Raw genomic sequence first — 19,951 nt, 5'->3', positions numbered from 1 at the left:
AAGCGCCATGATTTAAGTGGCATTGTTACCCAACTTAAGTGGCACACGCTTTTTTACTCAAATGTCATAGGCTTAGGTAGCATCAGCGAGTAGCATTTCGCGAATTTTACCGATCGCCCGGGTGGGATTCAGCCCTTTTGGGCAAACCGCCACACAGTTCATGATGCCACGGCAACGAAATACCGAGAACGGATCTTCCAAATCACTTAAGCGCTCACGGGTTGCCGTATCACGAGAATCGGCCAGGAAGCGGTAAGACTGCAGCAGACCTGCAGGGCCTACGAACTTCTCCGGATTCCACCAGAACGACGGGCAAGACGTTGAACAGCATGCGCATAGAATACACTCATACAAGCCATCTAGCTTGTCGCGCTCTTCCGGCGATTGCAGGCGCTCAATGGCCGGTGCCGGGGTGTCGTTCTGCAGGTACGGCTGAATACGCTCGTACTGCTTATAGAACAGCCCCATATCGACAACCATATCGCGAATAACCGGTAAGCCCGGCAGCGGGCGCAGGGTCAGCTTGTTGTTTTTAACAACGTCTGACAGCGGCGTAATACACGCCAAGCCGTTTTTGCCGTTCATGTTCATGCCGTCAGAACCGCACACGCCTTCGCGGCAGCTACGACGAAACGCCAAACCGCTGTCTTGCTCCTTCATCATATGAAGGACATCCAGCACCATCACATCGCGGCCTTTAGTATCGACCTGAAACTCCTGCATGTAAGGTGCGGAGTCGGTTTCCGGATTGTAGCGGTATACGGATACCTGAAGATTGGACATTGTGACTCCCTCTCGTCAATGCGGAGTTTAGTAGGTACGAACCTTAGGCTCGAACGTATCAACAGTTTTCGGCTTGAAGTTGACGTCACGCTTCTTCAACTGCTTAGTCAGCGGGAAGAAGAGTGAGTGCTTCAGCCAGTTGACGTCATCACGGTCTGGATAGTCGTAGCGCGAGTGGGCGCCGCGGCTCTCTTTACGTTCAAGGGCAGCGATCGCCGTCGCTTCTGCCACTTCCATCAAGTTATCAAGCTCTAACGCTTCTACACGCGCGGTGTTGAAGGCGTTGGACTTATCAGGCAGGTAGGCATTGGCGATGCGCTCACGCAGCAGCGCTAGCTTGTCGACGCCTTCCAGCATGTTTTTCTCTTCGCGGAATACACCGAAGGAGGTCTGCATGATTTCCTGAAGCTCAGCTTTCAGCTCAGGAATGCTTTCGCCACCCTCAGACTCGTTCCAACGCGTGATCCGCTTCATGGCCGACTCAATGTCCGACTCGGAAGCATCCAGGTACTCAATACCTTCGTTCAGCGCGCCTTCGATAAACATACCTGCGGCACGACCAAAGACCACCAGATCCAGCAGCGAGTTACCGCCCAAACGGTTAGCACCGTGAACAGAGACACACGCCGCTTCACCACAGGCGAACAGGCCGTTAACGATATGATCGTTACCGCTGTCATCCTGGGTAATCGCCTGACCATGAATGTTGGTCGGAATGCCGCCCATCATGTAGTGACAGGTCGGTACGACCGGGATCGGATCTTTGGCCGGATCAACGTGAGCAAAGGTCTTAGAAAGTTCAACGATACCCGGCAGACGCTTGCCAAGAACTTCTTCACCCAAGTGATCAAGCTTCAGGAAGACGTGATCGCCCTTCTCGCCGCAGCCACGACCTTCGAGAATTTCCATGACCATCGAACGCGCAACAACGTCACGGCCGGCCAAATCTTTGGCGTTCGGCGCATAACGCTCCATGAAACGCTCGCCGTCTTTATTGATCAGGTAACCACCTTCACCACGGCAACCTTCTGTAACCAGTGTGCCCGCACCGTAAATACCGGTCGGGTGGAACTGCCACATTTCCATGTCTTGCATCGGGAAGCCAGCACGCAGCGCCATGCCGATGCCGTCGCCGGTATTGATCAAGGCGTTAGTCGTGGAGGCGTAAATACGGCCTGCACCGCCAGTAGCCAGTACCGTGGCCTTGGATTTAACGTGAACCACTTCGCCTGTCTCGATGCACATGGCAATACAACCGACCACGTCACCGCTGGCATTTTTAACCAGATCCACCGCGTACCACTCGTTGAGGAACACGGTGTTGTTCTTCAGGTTATTCTGATAAAGCGTGTGCAGCAGCGCGTGACCGGTACGGTCAGCTGCGGCACAGGTACGTGCTGCCTGACCGCCTTCACCAAAGTTCTTCGACTGGCCACCGAACGGGCGCTGATAAATACGGCCGTTATCCAAACGCGAGAATGGCAGGCCCATGTGCTCAAGCTCGAATACCGCTTTCGGGCCTTCAGAACACATATACTCTGCCGCGTCCTGGTCAGCGATATAGTCGCCGCCTTTTACGGTGTCGTACATGTGCCAGCGCCAATCATCATTCGGGTCATCGGACGCGATTGCGCAGGTAATGCCACCCTGAGCAGAAACGGTGTGAGAGCGGGTCGGGAAAACTTTCGATAACACGGCCGTCTTTTTGCCGGACTTCGCCAGCTCCAGAGCGGCTCGCAGGCCAGAGCCACCGCCACCAATGATAATGGCGTCAAACGTCAGGCTACGCAGATTAGACATGTAATCAAGCTCCCCACAGAATTTGAATGCCCCACACCAAGTACACGAAAATGCCCAGGATGATGACAGCTTGGGCACCCACGCGCAGGCGAGTGGACTTGAGATAGTCGGTGGTGACGGTCCACAGACCGATCCAGGCGTGTGCGGCTAAGGCGACAAACGCCAATAGCGAGAAAATCCGCATCCACGTCTGGTTGAACAGGCCGCTCCACGCGTAGTAATCGAGGTTGGGATTAAACAGCAGGAAGGCAACGATAAAGACCGTATAGAGGGCCAGGATCACCGCGGAAACGCGCTGCATCAGCCAGTCAGAAAGCCCACTACGGCCAAAACTTGTGATGTTAGTTACCATACCCAAACTCCTGCCAGAATAATCAGAACGGCGCTGACCACGACGGTGATCTGCGCTTTTTGTACGCCACCCTCAAGGGTTACACCAATGTCGGCATCCATCAGCAGGTGCTTAATGCCTGCGACAAAGTGAAATGCCAAGGCGGACAGCAGCCCCCAAGCGATCAACTTAGCCAAAAAGTTATTGGCTAGCGCGTCGCTAACGGCGTCAAAACCCGCCGGAGATGACAAGGATTTACCCAGCGCCCAAAAAGCGAAAATCAGGCCAACGAACAGGATGACACCCGTAATGCGGTGTGTGATCGACGTCAGGGCCGGCAGTGGGAAATGTATCGTAGTAAGGTCTAGGTTTACGGGTCGTTTGCTATTCACGGCTTTGTACACACTCTCTTGGCCCGCTCTGCGACAGGTCGGGCATGGCCCGAGCGGGCGGTGGTTGCTGGAAGGGGCTCGGCCGTTGCCAAGTCGGGCACGACCACCTACCTGCCGGTCGCGCGCCGTGGATTATAAGAACCTTCGCCCTCGCTTACAAACCGAACTCAGGCCTAACTCGACTATGGTGCAATAAAATTGCCATCATCCTGAGTCGATTTTGCGCTGCAGCATGGTTATAGTGACAGTAGATTATCAATTTGATAAGCCTGTTAACAGACATGTTAACCTATCAACCATCTTCTGGCGCCTCACCATATTGTAGGTGCTTTCATCATATACAATAATTATTCATAACAACAATATTTGTACAACCTGCAGCTAGCGCTTAGGCTAATTGACAAAATGTCGCACACTTCTATAGTGGGCAAGCCTTTTCGCCGGCGCGGTATGCGCAGCAACGACTTTACGTCCCAACCCGAATTCGAAAGGAGGCCAGCATGGCTGACAGGAAAGCGACATTGACGGTAGACGGTCTTGAAAAACCGATCGAGCTACCCATGTATTCCGGCACACTTGGCCCCGACGTCATTGACGTACGTGGCCTAGGCGCCGAAGGCCTGTTCACCTACGATCCCGGCTTTATGGCCACCTCTTCCTGCCAGTCTGCCATCACCTATATTGATGGCGGCAAGGGCGTGCTGCTTCACCGCGGCTACCCCATCGACCAGCTGGCCAAAGAGTCTAATTTCGTAGAAGTGTGCTACACCCTGCTATTTGGTGAGCTACCCAACGAAGAGCAGTACGCAGATTTTGAATCGCGCATTCGTAACCACACCATGGTTCACGATCAAATCAACAACTTCTTTAAAGGGTTCCGCCGCGACGCGCACCCGATGTCTATTTTGTGTGGTGTAGTCGGTGGCCTAGCCGCTTTCTATCACGACCACATGGACATCACTCAAGAAGAAGATCGTGTGATTAGCGCGATCCGCCTGATTGCCAAGATGCCGACCCTGGCGGCCATGTCTCACAAGTACAATGTGGGTCAGCCGTTCAACTATCCGCGCAACGACCTGAGCTATGCAGAGAACTTCCTCTACATGATGTTCAGCAACCCGTGCGAAGAGTACAAAATCAACCCGGTGTACGCTAAAGCCATGGACCGCATCTTTATGCTGCATGCGGATCACGAGCAAAACGCGTCTACCTCTACGGTACGCCTGGCAGGTTCCACGGGTGCTAACCCGTTCGCCTGTATCAGCGCAGGTATCGCGGCACTTTGGGGCCCCGCTCACGGCGGTGCTAACGAAGCCGTGCTAGCCATGCTCGATGAAATCGGCGAAGACTCCGAAGAGAACATCCAGCGCTTTGTCGATAAAGCCAAGGACAAAGACGACCCGTTCAAGCTGATGGGCTTTGGTCACCGCGTTTATCGTAACTTCGACCCGCGCGCCAAGGTAATGAAAGAGACCTGCGACGAAGTCCTAGCCGAACTCGGCATGGCCGACGACCCGCAGCTCAAAATTGCCAAGCGTCTTGAGCAGATCGCCCTTGAAGACGAATACTTCATCGAGCGTAAGCTGTACCCGAACGTTGATTTCTATTCAGGCATCATTTTGAAAGCGATGGGTATCCCCACCAATATGTTCACCGTGATCTTCGCGGTATCGCGCACCATTGGCTGGATCTCTCATTGGCACGAAATGCTTAGCGAAAGCTACAAAATAGGCCGTCCGCGTCAGCTCTACATTGGTCACGACCAGCGCGACTACCCGAAAAAATAAATCAATAACCCCGCTTATTAAAAGCACGATCAAAGGCCACCTTCGGGTGGCCTTTTGCATATGGCCCAATGCACACCACAACTCATGGTCATCAGCGCGCCGCGCCACACGCTTATGCACCCACGGCTTGTATGAGAGCGCACTTTGATTATGCTCGTTCGATAGAGGTTGCTCTCAGGCCTTTTTGAGACACCCAAAGTTAGCACCGGAGATGTGCCAAGCGCTCGAGCCTTGCTGCTGGCTGGTTAGCGCCTTAGCTTGCCCTTTTTAGATCAGATGTTGCGCTATATCGCCACCATTAAAACGCCTGAGCACGCCCTAATATCGCTTGACTTTCCTACTCCCTGGCCCGGGCCAAGGTTTTCCACACTATCTGTGGATAACCCTGTTCACAACCACTTCAAAACGTCCCAGAATCGCCATGGGCAGTGGGCCAGCCTTAAATTGGTCATTTTTTGATCTAACGTAAGTGACTGTTTTAAAAGAGATTAAGTTCTGTTCAAGTTTTTTTGCGTCAACAACAAGGGGTTGTGCACAACCTTTAAACCAGAATCGCAAAAGTGGACAAGTCAAGCATAAAATCGTCCAAAAAATGGCGATTTGTAGCTTTTTTGTGGGCGATTTTGTAAACAGCAGAAACGCAAATACCCAGCATATGAGGTAACTCATTGCTAGAGAAAGAACGAAGAGGAAGGGAGTAACGAAGTGATGGCGTCCCATAGGGGGTTCGAACCCCTGTTACCGCCGTGAAAGGGCGGTGTCCTAGACCACTAGACGAATGGGACGTATAACACTACCTAAATGCTAATTAAGCAATAACGCTAATAAGCGCGACTTCGAGAGCAACGATCCACAAGCTTAAAAGCTACATGAATTGGTGGAGCCTAGCGGGATCGAACCGCTGACCTCAACACTGCCAGTGTTGCGCTCTCCCAGCTGAGCTAAGGCCCCACATGTCGCGAAGACGGAGCGTATAATACTGATTACGCAGACCTTCGTCAATAGGAAAAGGCCTCTTACTTCTCTAAAACCCTAGTTGGTTTAAAACCCCGTAGGTTTACGCCCTACGGGGCTTAAAATTCACGCAGGGAGTCGCTCAGTCTCGGTTACGCAATTTCACGAAACTCTTTCTCAAAACGCTTAGCCTGCTTCTTGGACACACCGCCCAATACGTCTATCGCGCTACGCAACCGCGCTCGGGTTACATCAGAGCCAAGAATCGCCATGGCGTCCATCACGGAGGTGCTAGACGTACTGCCGGTAATGGCAATAAACACCGGTGCCAGGAACGCCTTCATTTTTATATCAAAGTGCTCAGCAAGCAGTTTAACTTCGCTCAATAGCGCGTCTTTATTCCAAGCCGACACACCCTCAAAGCGCCAGACAAGGAACTGAAGCAGCTTCACCAGCTCCTCTTCCTCCATCTTCACGCTTTCAAATGACGCTTGCGTCAGCGCTGGAAGGCCGGAGAAGAAGTGCCCTGCCAATGGCATAACCTGAGAAAGCGTCTCTACCCGCGGCCGCACCTGCGGCAGAATCTGCTTAACGTAGGCTTCATTGAAAGCCCATTCACGCAGTGCGCTCAACAGTGCGTCGTCGTCCAGGTCTTCACGGATATACACCCCGTTCAACCAGGTGAGCTTCTCTAGGTCAAACACGGGCCCGCCTAACGAGACACGCTGCACATCAAATTCCGCCATCATTTCTTGCAGGCTAAATTTCTCGCGCTCATCGGGCATTGACCAGCCCATCCGGCCTAAATAGTTGGTCACGGCCTGGGGCAAAAAGCCCATTCGACGGTAATAGTTGATTGATGTTGGGTTCTTGCGCTTGGAAAGTTTGGATTTATCCGGGTTGCGCAGCAGCGGCATGTGGCAAAGTTGCGGCATTTCCCAACCAAAATACTCATACAGCAGTTGGTGCTTTGGTGCGGAGTTTATCCACTCTTCCCCTCGCAATACGTGGGTAATCGCCATGAGATGATCATCGACCACATTGGCTAGATGGTAAGTAGGCATGCCATCTGATTTCAGCAGAATTTGTGCATCTACCTGGGCCCACTCCACCTCAATCGTGCCGCGCAGCATATCGCTGATAACGCACACGCCTTCTGCGGGCACATTCATACGCACCACGTATGGCCAACCTTCCTGCTCACGATGCGCTTGCTCTGCACTATCCAGCGCTAAGTCCGCAGGCTTTAATGCTAAATGCATGCCTGCGGCTTTGCGGGCGTCACGCAGCTCATCCAGCTCTTCACTGGTGCGGTAACACTTAAACGCATGCCCGGCATCCAAAAGCTGTTGGGCGTGCTGGGCATAAATATCGCCACGCTCGCTCTGCCGATAAGGGCCGTGAGGCCCGCCAACATCGGGGCCTTCATCCCACTCAAGACCCAGCCAACTCAAAGAATCCAGGATCATCTGTTCTGACTCAGGCGTTGAACGCACCCGATCGGTGTCCTCAATACGCAGAATGAACTGGCCGCCATGCTGACGCGCAAAACATAAATTAAAAAGCGCGATGTAAGCCGTACCAACGTGGGGATCACCGGTTGGAGAAGGTGCGATGCGAGTACGTACGGTCATGAAAACGTCCTATTGGCAAAAATGCATGGCGATATTATACGCACCTTAGGCGTAACCAACAGCGTCACGCAGGGAACAACTTGCGCAAGAAAGCGTCAGAGAAATTAACTCAACGTTATTTGTCCACTAATGCGCGCTAAAGCACAATCGCTTAGTATGGCACTGCAGCAACCCCTTGAGCGCATACCTCAAGATTGAAGCAGACCAATAACGTATGTTTGTAGCGCCACTATGTGCATTGGAAGAGTTTATAGTGGAAGACATTCACGAGCTTTTTAGCTCTTTATCAGGAAGACGAAATGGAATCGCTAGGCTCACGTATCAAGCAACTGCGGCTTAGGGCCAAGCTCAACAAAGCTGCCCTTGCACGCAAAGTTGGCGTGTCAGATGTCACCATTTCTTATTGGGAATCCGGGGCGATCAAGCAGATCGGTCACGAACGCTTAGTTGCGCTCGCAGACGCCCTCGACTGCTCCCTGGCAACACTACTAGAAGGTGATAGCGCGCCCGAGCTATTAACGTTGACCCATACTGGTCCCCTCCCCTGGGAACAGGTACAGGCAACAACCATTAAAGTACCCAGTCATTTGCCGTTGAACATCGACTGGAAAGCGCCATGTGTTATGGCTACTCCCGGTAAAGGCACAGATTTTTCGCCAGTGAACGCTGGTGACTTACTGCTGCTGGGGCCGACCCACGTATTTCACAAAGCGGGCCACTACGTGGTGCAACGCGACGATCGTTTCGTCATCGAGCACTTCGCCAAAGCCCCAAGCGATACGTCGATTCATGCAGTACTGTTAGCCCATTGGCATCCTGCCTAAAGCGTCTACCTCCCCGGACTCTCTAGCACCTCCACCTGGTCACGCGTTCGCCTTGGCTCACTCCCCACCAAGAAACGTCGTGAGTAGGTGGCCACTTGGCCCAGCCCATGGCGGGATTGGCTAACAAGCTCTCCCGCCAGGTGCTGGCCCTCGTGGCCAATGCGTGCCTGCACCGCAATTGGCTGCACACTGCCTTCAGAAACCTCAACTCGTACTATATAGCCACCATCGGGTAAGCCACTGCCAGGGCCAAAGGGCCCCGCTGCGAATACGCCATCCTCTATACGCGTCCGCTCACGCCACCGCACGCTGCTAACCTCGCGTTCGACAATAATCTGTATCAGCGTCTCATCAGGTAAGTTGCTTTTGCCTTCCACCATTAAGCGACGATCGCTTCGCAAAGCTACCTGTGTCGAGATCTCTACCACCAGCGGATCTACTTCCACCTCGGCAATTTCTGACGCCGTCACCGGGGCTTCAGGCGTGGTATCAGGCTGCGCGGATGACACCGGTTCCGCTGTCGGCTCCTCCATGTCGCCACAGCCTGCCATTAGCGCAACGAACACCACTGACACGCCAATATTACTTAATACCTTGCGCATACGAACTCCGTAATATTACTAGTCCTGCAGCTTACCACTGCATAGCCACTACCACAGTGGAATACTCGTTTTTGGCCCCGCTATACCCGCCGCTTCCGGTACAATGTGATTATCGTGCTAACAAGACATTTTTAGGAGTAGCGGCTTTGGACATCATTTGGTGGTTGGCATATGTAGCACTGGGCGGCTTCGTTGGGTTGATGGCAGGCTTATTGGGCATTGGTGGCGGCGGCATTATGGTGCCCATCCTCACCTCCCTTTTTGTACTCCAAGGCGTACCCCATGAGCATCTCGCCCACTTGGCGTTAGGCACGGCCATGGCCGCCATCATTCCTGCCTCTACCGCCAGCCTGCTTTCCCACCATCGGCATGGAGCGGTTCGCTGGGACATCGTTCGGTTTATTACCCCGGGCATTTTAGTCGGCACTTTTTTAGCCACCTTTATCGCCGCGCTCATCCCCACCCGTGGCCTAGCGATCTTTTTCGCCTGCTTTATGGTGCTAATGTCACTCCAGATGCTGGCTAACATCAAGCCCAAACCGAGCCGCGGCCTTCCCGGCCCGGTGGGCGTCAGCGGTGTGGGCCTAGGGATTGGCGGTATTTCCGCGCTCGTCGCCATTGGCGGTGGCTCGCTCACGGTGCCCTTCCTCACCTGGTGCAACGTCAAGCTACCCCGCGCGATCGGCACCTCGGCAGCCGTAGGGCTCCCCATTGCCATCGCCGGAGCGCTGGGCTACATCATCAATGGTTGGAGTACGGCAGGGCTGCCTAGTGCCGCGTTAGGCTATGTTTATGTGCCCGCGTTCTTACTCATGGCACCCTTTAGCATCCTAACCGCTCCTATTGGTGCCAAGCTCGCTCATAAGCTGCCCGTCGCCCTACTCAAGCGCGTATTCGCGTTTATGTTGATGGGACTGGCGCTGCAGATGGTGTACGCGGTATTTACGGCGTGAGGAAGAGCGGATAGCGCTAAACACAAGCGCGCCCTTTGGTGGTGAGCAGTGCAGCCAAAAAAATGCCCTGACCATCGTTTATGGCCGGGGCATTTTGCATCTATCGAGCGCTAACCTGAAACGCTGCCTGCGATCAGTCGATTACAGGCGTTGATCAAGCCACTTTTTCACGTCCAGCTGCTCGCGTGTATCACTCGGCAGCTCATCACGGATCATCTCTTCACCCTTGTGAAGCGCCGTAATGGGAGCGGAAGCGGACAGCACCGTGTTCAGCATATAAAGCACTTCGTAACCCTGCTGGCGGTTAAATAGCGTGCTGTCAGGCTCACCTGTCACGCGTGGATCATCGCTAGGCGCTGCGTCCCAATCGTAGTGATCCAAGCTCATGTTCGTTTGTGTAAAATTAGCCATTTAGCACCTCTTTCATCCAATGAAATTGCCCCTAAAACTTGGGGCCGTAGCCGCCTCCTTCATGGCGACACCCCCAGCGTAGCAAAGAATTTCATTTATGCTCGTTCAAGCATGGCGCAAGAGAGCGGGCGTGATGTTGATTGATCTCATTGGCGAGAATCGCCAATAGCTCAGCCTGAGGGAAACACCTCAAACAGAATAGGAACGCCAGCGCAGCCGAAAGCTCATGACCATCATGGGCGCTCTGCACGAGAAGATAGTTAAGGGAACGGTACTCCTAGACCTTCCGGAAAAGAACACCCCCTGGCTACAGCGTGCCCGATCGCGACGCCTATAGCGGTGTAAAAGCCTACTGTAATTAAACAAGAGGCGCAGAGCGCAAAACCGTACTCGCAAGCAGCGGGGACAACGCCAAACAGCTACGCCCCACCTACGCCACGCAAGACGACGCATTAGCCGCTGCCCGCGCCGAATGGCAACGCATCCAGCGCGGCCTGGCAGAGTGTGAGCTAACGCTGGCATTGGGGCGGGCTGACATAATGCCAGAGTCGCCGCTAACGCTTAGCGGCTACAAGTCCCAGATTGACGCCACTGCTTGGCTAGTGGCGGAGGTGACGCATAGCTTGAATGATGGTGGGTTTGGGACGCAGTTGAGGTGTGAAGTGAAGGGAGCTACATAACCGCACTCAAAGTAACGCCCTAAGCCTTGTGCATAAGCAAATGGTTGCAACCAAACGCAAATAAATTGAAGATCTTATGATAATTTTGCTTCTACATTGACTGCAATAGGCATTATTCGATGTTTAAATTTGATTGGCTTGGCATAACCACGGGCATTGGACCATCCCGGTGGTTGACAGCAAAACTACTAGATCAAAATAAACCAGCTAAAGCCAAGCCCAAAAAAAGAACTAACAGAAAAATTCGGCTACAAGCTGGGGATGTTATTCGTGAGTCACGGATAATGTATGACCACTATGGCGTGTACGTTGGAGATTTAAAGGTTATCCATTTTACAGAGGGGAAAGTTAAGAAAACTAGCTTGCATTCTTTTTGCAGAATGCCAACCAAACGTATAAGCGTAATGAGTTTTAAGCCATCACTGATTCGCGGAATAAATCGAAAAAATTGTGTTGAGAGAGCGAATAAAGCATTGGGCATGAGTAACTATGACCTGATCAGACACAATTGCGAGCACTTCGCCACATGGTGTAGAACTAACAAACCGTACTCATCTCAAGCAACGACCCAAGGTCGCGAATACCACTTTCAACATGCAGCAGCTGGTTCATTGACCAGCTTTTTAACGAAGCCATTTGCTGATGAGTACGGCATGAAAACAAAAAAGGAGGTCAAAATATCTCAATGCGTGTAGCCCCTAGCCCTCCATGGCCGGGACTCATCCCATTGCCGCATCCTTCTGGCGAAACCCTAGGGTAACGCATGCTACGAAGCGACATTTCCAGCTTGGCAAGTTTTTGCCTAATTTGATGTAAGCCAATGCCGACATAATTTGTAAGAGATCTCTTACAGCGGCCAGCACCTCGCCTACCTGACGACCACCCCTTCGAACAGCTGCACGGTCACAAAGCAGCCCTGGCCGCCATCGTCTGGCACCAACAGAAAACAGCTACATAAATATAATTTTAATTCATGCTTCTTGCGGTTACCCTATAAAATTATGATGTTATGAACAAGGATAACTAAACGTGCGAATTTCAAATATTAAACTCAATAATTTTCGACGTTTCACTGATTTTGAAATTAGAGATATACCAGAAACAGCTAAACTTATCGTTTTAGCTGGACCAAATGGTTCGGGTAAATCATCTTTATTTGATGCTTTCCTTCTGCGCTACCGAGAGGATTCTCAATACGGGTGGAATCCAGACCTAAAGTACTATAACAAATCTGATAAAGACAAAGAAATTAATTACCTACTTGACCGAGTAGAAATCAACACACACTCAAATCAAAAACTAACTAAAGGCACGGTTTATATACGCACTGCTTATAGAAACGATCATGAGTTCTCTACTAATGAGCTAAGAAAACAAGGAGAAGTTTTAGATAACCAGCGCCTTAGTCGCTTAATAGAACCGGATGCTACAGTAGCAATTAACTATCAGCGCTTGGCCTCAAATGCAACAGAAGACATTCTAGTTAATGAAGACTCCTCTACAACAATAGGCGACTATCGCAAAAAATTAATTGGCGAAGTAAGTGAACCTTTACAACGTATTTTTCATGATCTAGTTTTCGTTGGTGTTGGCAATCCATTTATCGACGGAAGTTTCCAATTTGACAAAGGGAACTCAAGAAACTTTGATTATAAAAATCTTTCAGGTGGAGAAAAAGCTGCTTTCGACCTAATTCTTGATTTTGTCATTAAACGTCGAAGTTACCCAGAGGCAATCTACTGTATTGACGAACCTGAAATGCATATGAATACTAAACTACAAGGCAAGTTACTAGAAGAATTAGTAGGTTTATTACCTAAAAATTCACAGCTTTGGATCGCATCACACTCAATCGGCATGATGAGAAAGGCACGTGAAATGTATGACGAAAATCCATCATCTGTAGCTTTCATCGACTTTGGTGGGCAAGATTTTGATCAAGCTGTAGTTCTGAAACCAGCTAAACCTACCCAAGCATTTTGGCACGGTGTTATGGAAGTGGCTCTTGATGATTTAGCAACACTTATTGCTCCTTCGCAAATTGTGATTTGTGAAGGCAATCCTAAGGGAAGTATTGCTGGTAAAAATACTGGTCATGACGCGGAAATATATAACAAGATATTTAGCGAAGAAATACCTGATGCCTTGTTTATCTCAGCAGGCAATTCCAAAGAAATACAAAATGATTTTATTGGCCTCGCCACAGTATTACCACAAATTGCAACAGGTATAAAAACAAGACGACTAATTGATCGAGACGAACATCATATTGAAGATGTAGAAGATTTTAAAAGTCAAGATATAATGGTTCTAAGCCGTCGTCACCTCGAATGTTATCTCTATGATGACGAAGTACTAACAAAGCTTTGCTACGAGGAAAATAAACCAGAAGCAATTAATAATCTTATCGAATTCAAGAGGCAAGCAATTAATAGAGTTGTAGAGCGGGGTCATCCTGAGGACGACATAAAGAAAGCTGCTGGAGAAATTTATGAAAGCATAATAAAGCTAAAAATTATACAAAAGTCTGGCAACGATAATAAAGCATTTGAACGGCGAGTTCTTTCCAAGCTAATCACCCCAGGAATGAATACTTACAGAATCTTAAAAGAAGACATCTTCAATTAAATATTATAATTAATGTAGCCACTAATTTATCAAATTACTGGCTACATATTTGAATCCTATTACCTATACCGCCCTACACCTAGCCTGCCTCACCACCACGCCTTTGAACTGCTGTGCATTCACGAAGTAGCCCTGCCCGCCATCCGGTTGCAACAAGCGGCAACGGCTGCCCACGCGGTGGGATTTAAACAATCGGTACTCCCCTTCCACCTCAGCCACCACCACATCCCCGTGGCCGAACGATCACGCTTCATCCACCACCAGCACATCGCCCTCCATCCACGGCCCGCCTGGGCGTGCATCTTCGCTTATCTCCACCAAAAAGCAGCTGGGCGGAAATTTTCGGCTATCCATTTCGGCCACTGCTGTGTGCTCCACGCCCACCACTGCTGGCCCCAAGTAAGTTACTCGCATGCTGTTGCCCTGTGCTTGCTCCACATTAAGCGACTTACATTAGCGTTTGCCTGTCGCTTTCCCTGCGGCTAATACTGTATAAACAAACAGCATTTAACAAGGGTTATGGAGGCAAAATGATTGGGCTGGTGGACTGCAACAACTTCTACGTCAGCTGTGAACGGGTGTTCAACCCCAAGCTGAACGGCCGCCCGGTGGGCATTATGTCTAATAACGATGGCTGTATTATTGCCCGATCGGAAGAGCTGAAAGCGCTGGGTATCGAGATGGGCACCCCCGCCCACCAGGCGCGTCACCTGGTCGAACGTGGCGAGATCGTGTTGCACTCCTCCAACTACGAGCTTTACGGCGATATGTCCCACCGGGTGCAAAGCATCCTTGAGCAGGAAACCGCCGGTGTAGAGCCCTACTCCATCGATGAGATGTTCGTGCGCATGGATGGCTTCGAGCCGGAAGCGCTGCAGGCGCACGCCCAATCCTTGCATAAGAAAGTCCGCCGCGGCACCGGCATTCCCGTGTGTGTTGGCGTCGCCGCTACCCACACCCTGGCTAAGCTGGCCAACCGCGTTGCCAAGAAGCACCCCGCCTACCCTGGCGTGTGTATCCTTCACGCAGATAGCGTCAGAGCCAAACACCTGCTGCAACAAATTGAGGTAAGTGATGTATGGGGCGTGGGCCGCCGGCTAAACGAACGCCTGCAGATACTCGGCATCAACACCGCTTGGGATCTACGCGAAGCAGACGCCAAGCGCCTTCGGCGCGAGTTCTCGGTCAACATGGAGCGTACGGTGTTAGAGCTGCGCGGCATCAGTTGCCTGGAGATGAACGACTTCAACGAACCTCGCCAGCGCATTATGACCAGCCGATCGTTCGGCCGCCCCACGTCACAGCTCTACGACCTGCAGGGCGCTATTCGCCAACACGCCCAACGGGGCGCCGAGAAGCTCCGCGAGCAAAAGAGCCTCGCCCGCGCTGTACTGGTGTTTCTCAAAACCGACCGTTTCCGGCCCGAACTGCCCCAATACTCCCCCAGCCTAGCGGTGGAAATGGAACGCCCAAGCCAGGACACCCGCGACATACTCCACGCCGCCCAAGAGGCGCTGCGCAAGATCTACCGCCCCAAATACGGCTATAAGAAAGCGGGCGTGATGCTGATCGACCTCACCGACGAGAACCGCCAGCAGCTCAGCCTGATGGACACACCGCAAACGGAAGAGGAACGCCAGCGCAGCCAAAAGCTAATGGCCACCATGGACGCCCTGAACGAGAAGATGGGCAAGGAAACGGTACGCCTGGGTCTACCGGAAAAGAACGCCCCCTGGCACCTTCTCTGCGCGAACCGAAGCCCGCGCTATACAACGAATTGGGATGAGCTGATGGTGGCGTATACGGATGAGGGGGCGGCTAGGAGAGGTAATAGAACAAAAGCAGGTATCAATTACCCGTGAAACGGATAATGGCAAATACCAACGCTGATACGGCGACAATAGTGCCAACGTTCCACTTGATGATGTTGATCTCGACTTTTGCCAAGCTTTCTTTGGTGGCCATGGTCTCTTTAATGTTGGCCAAATCTTGCCGTAACTTGCTTAAGTACTGTTCCATTTCCGGAGACTCACCGCCACCATCATGCGGCTTTTAAAAAGCCCAAACGACGAAGGTTTGGGCTCTGGTTCAATAAAAGCTAAAGGTAGCGGTATGATTGAGGTGCTGCACCATTGGATACCACTTGGTTGAGGTCAAATGGTTCGCGGTAACGTACAGGATTTTTCACCTTGATAGCGAAGCCCTTATCCCGACCAGTAAAATAAGATTCAAAGAAGCTAAGGCTAATGCCTGCATGATGCTTCGTTTCTTCCCATAACTCACTTGGCTCAAGTGAGAGCACGCCATCAATATCAAATTCTCCAACGACTTTACCGACTGGCTTAGTAGCATAAATCACTACTTTTTCTATATCTTCACGTTTAAATATAGACTTACGAAACTCAAAATGCTTGCTTCCATCGAGGATAGAATTCGCATATTCCGGTTTAATCGACAATAAGACTTTCATCAACACCACCATTTATCAAAATGCTTTTTGCGGCTTGGGTATTTAAAGGCACAACACCCCACCGAATACTTTCTGGAATCTGATATACATCTATCAAATGACCGCGCGTAATTCGCTTTTTCATGGCTACATTATAGCTGAATTTAATGATAAATGGATACTTCTTAGTTGCATAAAACTCTTGAAGCTCTCCAAGGTCAAAAACGCTGTAAGACTCACAATAACGGCGAAAATCATCAAAGTTAGAAAACTCATTAATATTTCTTACTTCTTCCACAACACATGCAGAAGTCACAACAGACCTAAACCTTGCTGGCCCTTGCCCATCGCCCGTGCGATAGATTAAAAGTACGTCACCGCGCTGAAAGGTGGAAGCCTCACGCATAGCAGTCAAATATATTTTATGAATACTATTCGTATGGGATACGTCCTGAATTACATCGAAGCTTTCATTGTTAAGTATCGAGTCTGGCAGCATCCTGGTGTGGAATACTGGATAAATAGCAAGCAAAAAGCATCTATTCGACTTCATATCCAGGATGGGATAATTTAATAGTGAGTCGCTATGAAAAGCTCCGACTCTCTTAAAAAACACCAATTCATTACCGTTCGGCGTACTCTTATTGCCATAGACTTCAAAACCATAACGGCGTAATAGTGCAATCAAACCTTCATGTTTTTCGAACGCTGTGACGTAAATTTCTTTTAGATTATGCTCTACAGCATGATCAAAAATTTTCTTAATAAAACGTTCACCAAGCCTAGTCCCATGGGCATTTATTTTTAGCGTACCAACTTTTAACCGTGGATAAGGTGGCAAATGGGGGGAAACATCTAAAACGGCTTCGTCTTCTCGCTTCAAATAAAGAAAGCCATCCACAAGGCCCGACTGGTTATAGAAAACATATGCCCCCTCGCCTTGAGCGGCTTTTCTATTAAACCAGTCAGGAAACTCCTTATAGTCATATTTTAAAGAATCAAAGAAAACATCACTTAAATCAACATCTAAAAATCGCTTATAAATTAAAGACATTCCCCTGCTCCCATTAGTTTTTATATAAAATCCCAGATTAGCTTGCTCACCTCTTATCATAAATGGCTTTTGCAAAACCAGGCCCATCATCAATCAAATAGCTGCCATCACTATTTCTAGAGCCGTCTCTTTCTCCAAAAGCCACATACTCCCCTTCCAGCTCCTCTTTAAGCCTAATAATTTCTGACCCGATACCCTTACGCAAATATTTCTTATCTAAACCTGATAAATCCATTTGCAATACCTTAGACCTGCTAATAGTTGTACCCCCCCGTTCTTCGTCCTCCATACCGAACTCAAAAGACCCTATATAACCGAGTTCCTCATGATCTTTTATAGGCTTATTTATCAAATAAACCGATGTTGTATTACAGTCCATCTCAATCAGAATGTATTCACCATTGGGCAACCTATAGATCTTTTTTTCATAATCATCAAAGACGTTTGGAATTTCCTGGAGCATTTTTTATCCTTTTATTAAGCAATTTTAATTATTCGAATATCACACCGCCCTAGAACTTCTACATCGTGCATACCTTGCGGTTTGATCATTATAGGATGACACCAGAAATTTTCTATTTACAACCTTCTCTCTGTAGTTATTTACCCTCTTTAAATTACACCTTCACGTTATTTATTATAATAATTTTCTATTTCACACTCTTTTTTGCATCCTAGGATAGCCAATTATCCCCTTGAATATCATTACTCCATAGCACATAAAAATTAATGAAATAAGTGTTAAATGCTTAGCCTTAATTGACACAGTCAAACAATCCAATGTATAGCGCGAGCGAGACAGGTTACATATAGGCATTTCATGAAAAAAAGGATGAGAAAAATTAAGCTCAAACAATTCCATATAATTTAAAAGATTAGTCATAAACCCTATATTTGGATAATAATCTGATGTCATCAGCATCCAAAATAAAATTGAAAATATAGAGATCAAGGTCACTATCAAACCAATTTTTTATGTTCTTCCATTATCTAGCCCATATATTATTTAACTGATAACTAAAAGCCACTCAATACCATAACCGCTTTAGTTAAACCACCCGCCCAATCCGAATCTCACACCGCCCCAGAATCTCCACATCGTGCATATCCTGCGGCTTAATCATTTCCGGCTGGTAGTGATCGTTGTCGCTAATCAAGTACAGCGCGCCGCCCGTCAAGCGCTGCACCCGCCTGATCCGTCGTTCGCCGCTCACCAACAGCAAGAAAACAACTTCCTGTTTGGGATAGCGGTTGGTGCGATCTACCAACCTTGCTTGCCTTCAAATTTCTACCAACCATTTACTTACCTTAAGAAAGCCTAACCCATCGATGTATCTAGCACCATTCTCCTAAGGCACATTTACAGCGCTATTTCATGGCATTGCTGGGTGATACCCAACCTGATCTGCGGCGTAAGGTCTATGGCAACTACCCTGCTATGTGCTGCGCGCCCTTTCTTACGTACAATGGCGCGCATACAACACGCTACCTTTGAGAAAGCTCTCAAGGTGTACCCAGCTTTTTTAGAATTCAGTCACTACCACTGCTGGGTACACTGTGGGTACATCAAGTGCGTTAATTACGGTTTCAAGAGGCAATAGGGCTGCCTTCAGTGCAGCCAACAGTGTTATTAAATGACTAATTTAATTAAAGCAAATAGTGCAGATCGTGGGCGGCTTTTTTCTGTGGCCCCGATGATGGATTGGACAACCCGCGACTACAGAGCGTTCGCACGCACCTTAACCAAGCGAACGCTGCTGTATACCGAGATGGTGACGACCGGTGCGATTTTGCACGGAACGCCCCGTGAGCGCTTTTTGGGCTATAACGAGGTGGAGCATCCGTTGGCACTGCAGTTAGGTGGTAGCGATGCCGGTGAGCTGGCGGAGTGCGCGGCGATTGCCGAGGCGTGGGGTTATGACGAGGTTAACCTGAACGTGGGTTGCCCGAGTGACCGCGTGCAGAACAATATGATCGGTGCGTGCCTAATGGGTTATCCCGAAAAGGTGGCCGATGCCGTGCGGGCGATGCAGGCGGCGGTGTCTATTCCGGTCACGGTAAAGTGCCGTATTGGCATCGATGACCAGGATGAAGACGCTGACCTTGAGCGGTTTATCGCGATCGTCGCGGATGCAGGCTGTGAGGTGTTTACCGTGCACGCGCGTAAGGCGTGGCTGCAAGGTTTGTCGCCCAAGCAGAACCGCGATGTGCCGCCGCTTAATTACCCCCGCGTTCATCGTTTAAAGCAGAGCCGCCCTGAATTGCATATTGGCATTAACGGCGGCATTAAAACGTTGGCTGAGTGCCAGGAGCAGCTCACCCATGTGGATAGCGTGATGGTGGGCCGTGAAGCGTATCAAAACCCGTGGCTGCTCGCCGGGGTTGATGAGCAGCTGTTTGGTGAGCAAGGCCCGGCGGCAAGCCGCTTGGATGCTGCGAAGGCTTTTAGGCCGTATATTCAGCAGCGCTTGGATGAAGGCGCGAAGCTGAATCACATTACGCGTCACCTCCTGGGCCTGTTTCAGGGTTGCCCTGGCGGCCGGCGTTTTCGGCGTCATTTGTCGGAACACGCGCATAAAGAAGGCTCAGGATTGCGCCTATTTGATGACGCGCTTAGCTTGGTGCACGAACCCGAGCTCGTTGTATAAGTGCGTTGTATAAAAAAACCC

At 50.1% G+C, this 19,951-nt stretch carries 20 protein-coding genes and 2 tRNA genes; 7 read left to right on the top strand and 15 right to left on the bottom strand.

What is annotated here, in order from left to right; genetic code table 11:
* Positions 1–72 precede the first annotated feature (72 nt).
* Genes MLE19_RS00500 through sdhC form a run of 4 tightly spaced genes read right to left on the bottom strand, consistent with a single transcriptional unit; the run spans position 73 to position 3,306 of the window.
* The gene (locus tag MLE19_RS00500; RefSeq protein WP_240716121.1) at positions 73–783 is read right to left on the bottom strand and encodes a succinate dehydrogenase iron-sulfur subunit; all 711 of its coding nucleotides are present in this window, start codon (positions 781–783) and stop codon (positions 73–75) included.
* 27 nt (positions 784–810) lie between these two features.
* On the bottom strand, positions 811–2,583 hold the full coding sequence (gene sdhA, locus MLE19_RS00495) for a succinate dehydrogenase flavoprotein subunit (RefSeq protein ID WP_240716120.1): 1,773 nt from the start codon (positions 2,581–2,583) through the stop codon (positions 811–813).
* Between the two features lie 4 nt (positions 2,584–2,587).
* Positions 2,588–2,935, bottom strand: coding sequence for a succinate dehydrogenase, hydrophobic membrane anchor protein (gene sdhD, locus MLE19_RS00490; protein ID WP_240716119.1), 348 nt, complete (start codon positions 2,933–2,935; stop codon positions 2,588–2,590).
* Positions 2,929–3,306, bottom strand: coding sequence for a succinate dehydrogenase, cytochrome b556 subunit (sdhC, locus tag MLE19_RS00485; RefSeq protein ID WP_240716118.1), 378 nt, complete (start codon positions 3,304–3,306; stop codon positions 2,929–2,931). The genes sdhD and sdhC overlap by 7 nt, the downstream gene beginning before the upstream one ends.
* Before the next feature lie 500 nt (positions 3,307–3,806).
* Between sdhC and gltA the strand changes: the two genes are divergently transcribed.
* Positions 3,807–5,093, top strand: coding sequence for a citrate synthase (gene gltA / locus MLE19_RS00480; RefSeq protein ID WP_240716117.1), 1,287 nt, complete (start codon positions 3,807–3,809; stop codon positions 5,091–5,093).
* Between the two features lie 709 nt (positions 5,094–5,802).
* Here gltA and MLE19_RS00475 read toward each other — a convergent pair.
* The 3 genes from MLE19_RS00475 to gltX all read right to left on the bottom strand — a co-directional run bounded on the left by MLE19_RS00475 (position 5,803) and on the right by gltX (position 7,681).
* Positions 5,803–5,878 (bottom strand) — tRNA-Glu (locus MLE19_RS00475).
* 90 nt (positions 5,879–5,968) lie between these two features.
* Positions 5,969–6,044, bottom strand: a tRNA-Ala gene (locus MLE19_RS00470).
* A 155-nt stretch (positions 6,045–6,199) separates the two neighbouring features.
* Positions 6,200–7,681: a glutamate--tRNA ligase gene (gltX, locus tag MLE19_RS00465; protein ID WP_240716116.1), complete on the bottom strand. Its 1,482-nt coding sequence runs from the start codon at positions 7,679–7,681 to the stop codon at positions 6,200–6,202.
* 299 nt (positions 7,682–7,980) lie between these two features.
* On the opposite strand from gltX, the gene MLE19_RS00460 reads away from it, so the two are divergent.
* Positions 7,981–8,505 carry a helix-turn-helix domain-containing protein gene (locus MLE19_RS00460; protein WP_240716115.1) on the top strand — a complete coding sequence of 175 codons (525 nt, stop codon included), beginning with the start codon at positions 7,981–7,983 and terminating at the stop codon, positions 8,503–8,505.
* Between the two features lie 5 nt (positions 8,506–8,510).
* Here MLE19_RS00460 and MLE19_RS00455 read toward each other — a convergent pair whose 3' ends face one another.
* Positions 8,511–9,107: a hypothetical protein gene (locus tag MLE19_RS00455; RefSeq protein ID WP_240716114.1), complete on the bottom strand. Its 597-nt coding sequence runs from the start codon at positions 9,105–9,107 to the stop codon at positions 8,511–8,513.
* Between the two features lie 146 nt (positions 9,108–9,253).
* On the opposite strand from MLE19_RS00455, the gene MLE19_RS00450 reads away from it, so the two are divergent.
* The gene (locus MLE19_RS00450; RefSeq protein ID WP_240716113.1) at positions 9,254–10,060 is read left to right on the top strand and encodes a sulfite exporter TauE/SafE family protein; all 807 of its coding nucleotides are present in this window, start codon (positions 9,254–9,256) and stop codon (positions 10,058–10,060) included.
* 141 nt (positions 10,061–10,201) lie between these two features.
* Here the strand turns inward: MLE19_RS00450 and MLE19_RS00445 are convergent, their stop codons facing one another.
* Positions 10,202–10,471 (bottom strand): hypothetical protein, encoded by a 270-nt coding sequence (locus MLE19_RS00445; RefSeq protein WP_240716112.1) that lies wholly within the window; start codon positions 10,469–10,471, stop codon positions 10,202–10,204.
* 799 nt (positions 10,472–11,270) lie between these two features.
* Between MLE19_RS00445 and MLE19_RS00440 the strand changes: the two genes are divergently transcribed.
* Positions 11,271–11,846, top strand: coding sequence for a lecithin retinol acyltransferase family protein (locus MLE19_RS00440; protein WP_240716111.1), 576 nt, complete (start codon positions 11,271–11,273; stop codon positions 11,844–11,846).
* 334 nt (positions 11,847–12,180) lie between these two features.
* Positions 12,181–13,779 carry an AAA family ATPase gene (locus MLE19_RS00435; RefSeq protein WP_240716110.1) on the top strand — a complete coding sequence of 533 codons (1,599 nt, stop codon included), beginning with the start codon at positions 12,181–12,183 and terminating at the stop codon, positions 13,777–13,779.
* A 243-nt stretch (positions 13,780–14,022) separates the two neighbouring features.
* Here the strand turns inward: MLE19_RS00435 and MLE19_RS00430 are convergent, their stop codons facing one another.
* Positions 14,023–14,193: a hypothetical protein gene (locus MLE19_RS00430; RefSeq protein WP_240716109.1), complete on the bottom strand. Its 171-nt coding sequence runs from the start codon at positions 14,191–14,193 to the stop codon at positions 14,023–14,025.
* 116 nt (positions 14,194–14,309) lie between these two features.
* On the opposite strand from MLE19_RS00430, the gene MLE19_RS00425 reads away from it, so the two are divergent.
* Positions 14,310–15,641, top strand: a complete 1,332-nt coding sequence (locus MLE19_RS00425; protein ID WP_240716108.1) for a Y-family DNA polymerase — start codon at positions 14,310–14,312, stop codon at positions 15,639–15,641.
* Here the strand turns inward: MLE19_RS00425 and MLE19_RS00420 are convergent.
* The 5 genes from MLE19_RS00420 to MLE19_RS00400 form a co-directional block, all read right to left on the bottom strand.
* On the bottom strand, positions 15,628–15,798 hold the full coding sequence (locus MLE19_RS00420; protein ID WP_240716107.1) for a hypothetical protein: 171 nt from the start codon (positions 15,796–15,798) through the stop codon (positions 15,628–15,630). The genes MLE19_RS00425 and MLE19_RS00420 overlap by 14 nt on opposite strands.
* A 79-nt stretch (positions 15,799–15,877) precedes the next feature.
* The gene (locus MLE19_RS00415; protein WP_240716106.1) at positions 15,878–16,249 is read right to left on the bottom strand and encodes an ASCH domain-containing protein; all 372 of its coding nucleotides are present in this window, start codon (positions 16,247–16,249) and stop codon (positions 15,878–15,880) included.
* Positions 16,227–17,282, bottom strand: coding sequence for a hypothetical protein (locus tag MLE19_RS00410; RefSeq protein ID WP_240716105.1), 1,056 nt, complete (start codon positions 17,280–17,282; stop codon positions 16,227–16,229). The genes MLE19_RS00415 and MLE19_RS00410 overlap by 23 nt, the downstream gene beginning before the upstream one ends.
* Before the next feature lie 46 nt (positions 17,283–17,328).
* Positions 17,329–17,745 (bottom strand): hypothetical protein, encoded by a 417-nt coding sequence (locus MLE19_RS00405; RefSeq protein ID WP_240716104.1) that lies wholly within the window; start codon positions 17,743–17,745, stop codon positions 17,329–17,331.
* Positions 17,746–18,331: 586 nt separating this feature from the next.
* Positions 18,332–18,550, bottom strand: coding sequence for a S24 family peptidase (locus MLE19_RS00400; protein ID WP_240716103.1), 219 nt, complete (start codon positions 18,548–18,550; stop codon positions 18,332–18,334).
* Positions 18,551–18,916: 366 nt separating this feature from the next.
* Here MLE19_RS00400 and dusA point away from each other — a divergent pair, with 366 nt between their 5' ends.
* Positions 18,917–19,930 (top strand): tRNA dihydrouridine(20/20a) synthase DusA, encoded by a 1,014-nt coding sequence (gene dusA / locus MLE19_RS00395; protein ID WP_240716102.1) that lies wholly within the window; start codon positions 18,917–18,919, stop codon positions 19,928–19,930.
* Positions 19,931–19,951 lie beyond the last annotated feature (21 nt).

It is taken from the genome of Vreelandella neptunia (genome assembly GCF_022489065.1).
In the GTDB taxonomy this organism is placed as follows: Bacteria; Pseudomonadota; Gammaproteobacteria; order Pseudomonadales; family Halomonadaceae; genus Vreelandella; species Vreelandella neptunia_A.
This window is presented reverse-complemented; position numbering and strand designations above follow the sequence as displayed.

Excerpts from the sequence above, each read along its gene's own strand:
- MLE19_RS00405 (WP_240716104.1), bottom strand. The coding sequence starts at position 17,745 with ATGCTCCAGGAAATTCCAAACGTCTTTGATGATTATGAAAAAAAGATC.
- MLE19_RS00410 (WP_240716105.1), bottom strand. The coding sequence starts at position 17,282 with ATGTCTTTAATTTATAAGCGATTTTTAGATGTTGATTTAAGTGATGTT.
- MLE19_RS00460 (WP_240716115.1), top strand. The coding sequence starts at position 7,981 with ATGGAATCGCTAGGCTCACGTATCAAGCAACTGCGGCTTAGGGCCAAG.
- MLE19_RS00445 (WP_240716112.1), bottom strand. The coding sequence starts at position 10,471 with ATGGCTAATTTTACACAAACGAACATGAGCTTGGATCACTACGATTGG.
- MLE19_RS00420 (WP_240716107.1), bottom strand. The coding sequence starts at position 15,798 with ATGGAACAGTACTTAAGCAAGTTACGGCAAGATTTGGCCAACATTAAA.
- sdhD (WP_240716119.1), bottom strand. The coding sequence starts at position 2,935 with ATGGTAACTAACATCACAAGTTTTGGCCGTAGTGGGCTTTCTGACTGG.
- MLE19_RS00455 (WP_240716114.1), bottom strand. The coding sequence starts at position 9,107 with ATGCGCAAGGTATTAAGTAATATTGGCGTGTCAGTGGTGTTCGTTGCG.
- MLE19_RS00500 (WP_240716121.1), bottom strand. The coding sequence starts at position 783 with ATGTCCAATCTTCAGGTATCCGTATACCGCTACAATCCGGAAACCGAC.
- dusA (WP_240716102.1), top strand. The coding sequence starts at position 18,917 with ATGACTAATTTAATTAAAGCAAATAGTGCAGATCGTGGGCGGCTTTTT.
- gltA (WP_240716117.1), top strand. The coding sequence starts at position 3,807 with ATGGCTGACAGGAAAGCGACATTGACGGTAGACGGTCTTGAAAAACCG.
- MLE19_RS00415 (WP_240716106.1), bottom strand. The coding sequence starts at position 16,249 with ATGAAAGTCTTATTGTCGATTAAACCGGAATATGCGAATTCTATCCTC.
- MLE19_RS00430 (WP_240716109.1), bottom strand. The coding sequence starts at position 14,193 with ATGCGAGTAACTTACTTGGGGCCAGCAGTGGTGGGCGTGGAGCACACA.
- gltX (WP_240716116.1), bottom strand. The coding sequence starts at position 7,681 with ATGACCGTACGTACTCGCATCGCACCTTCTCCAACCGGTGATCCCCAC.
- sdhA (WP_240716120.1), bottom strand. The coding sequence starts at position 2,583 with ATGTCTAATCTGCGTAGCCTGACGTTTGACGCCATTATCATTGGTGGC.
- MLE19_RS00425 (WP_240716108.1), top strand. The coding sequence starts at position 14,310 with ATGATTGGGCTGGTGGACTGCAACAACTTCTACGTCAGCTGTGAACGG.
- MLE19_RS00440 (WP_240716111.1), top strand. The coding sequence starts at position 11,271 with ATGTTTAAATTTGATTGGCTTGGCATAACCACGGGCATTGGACCATCC.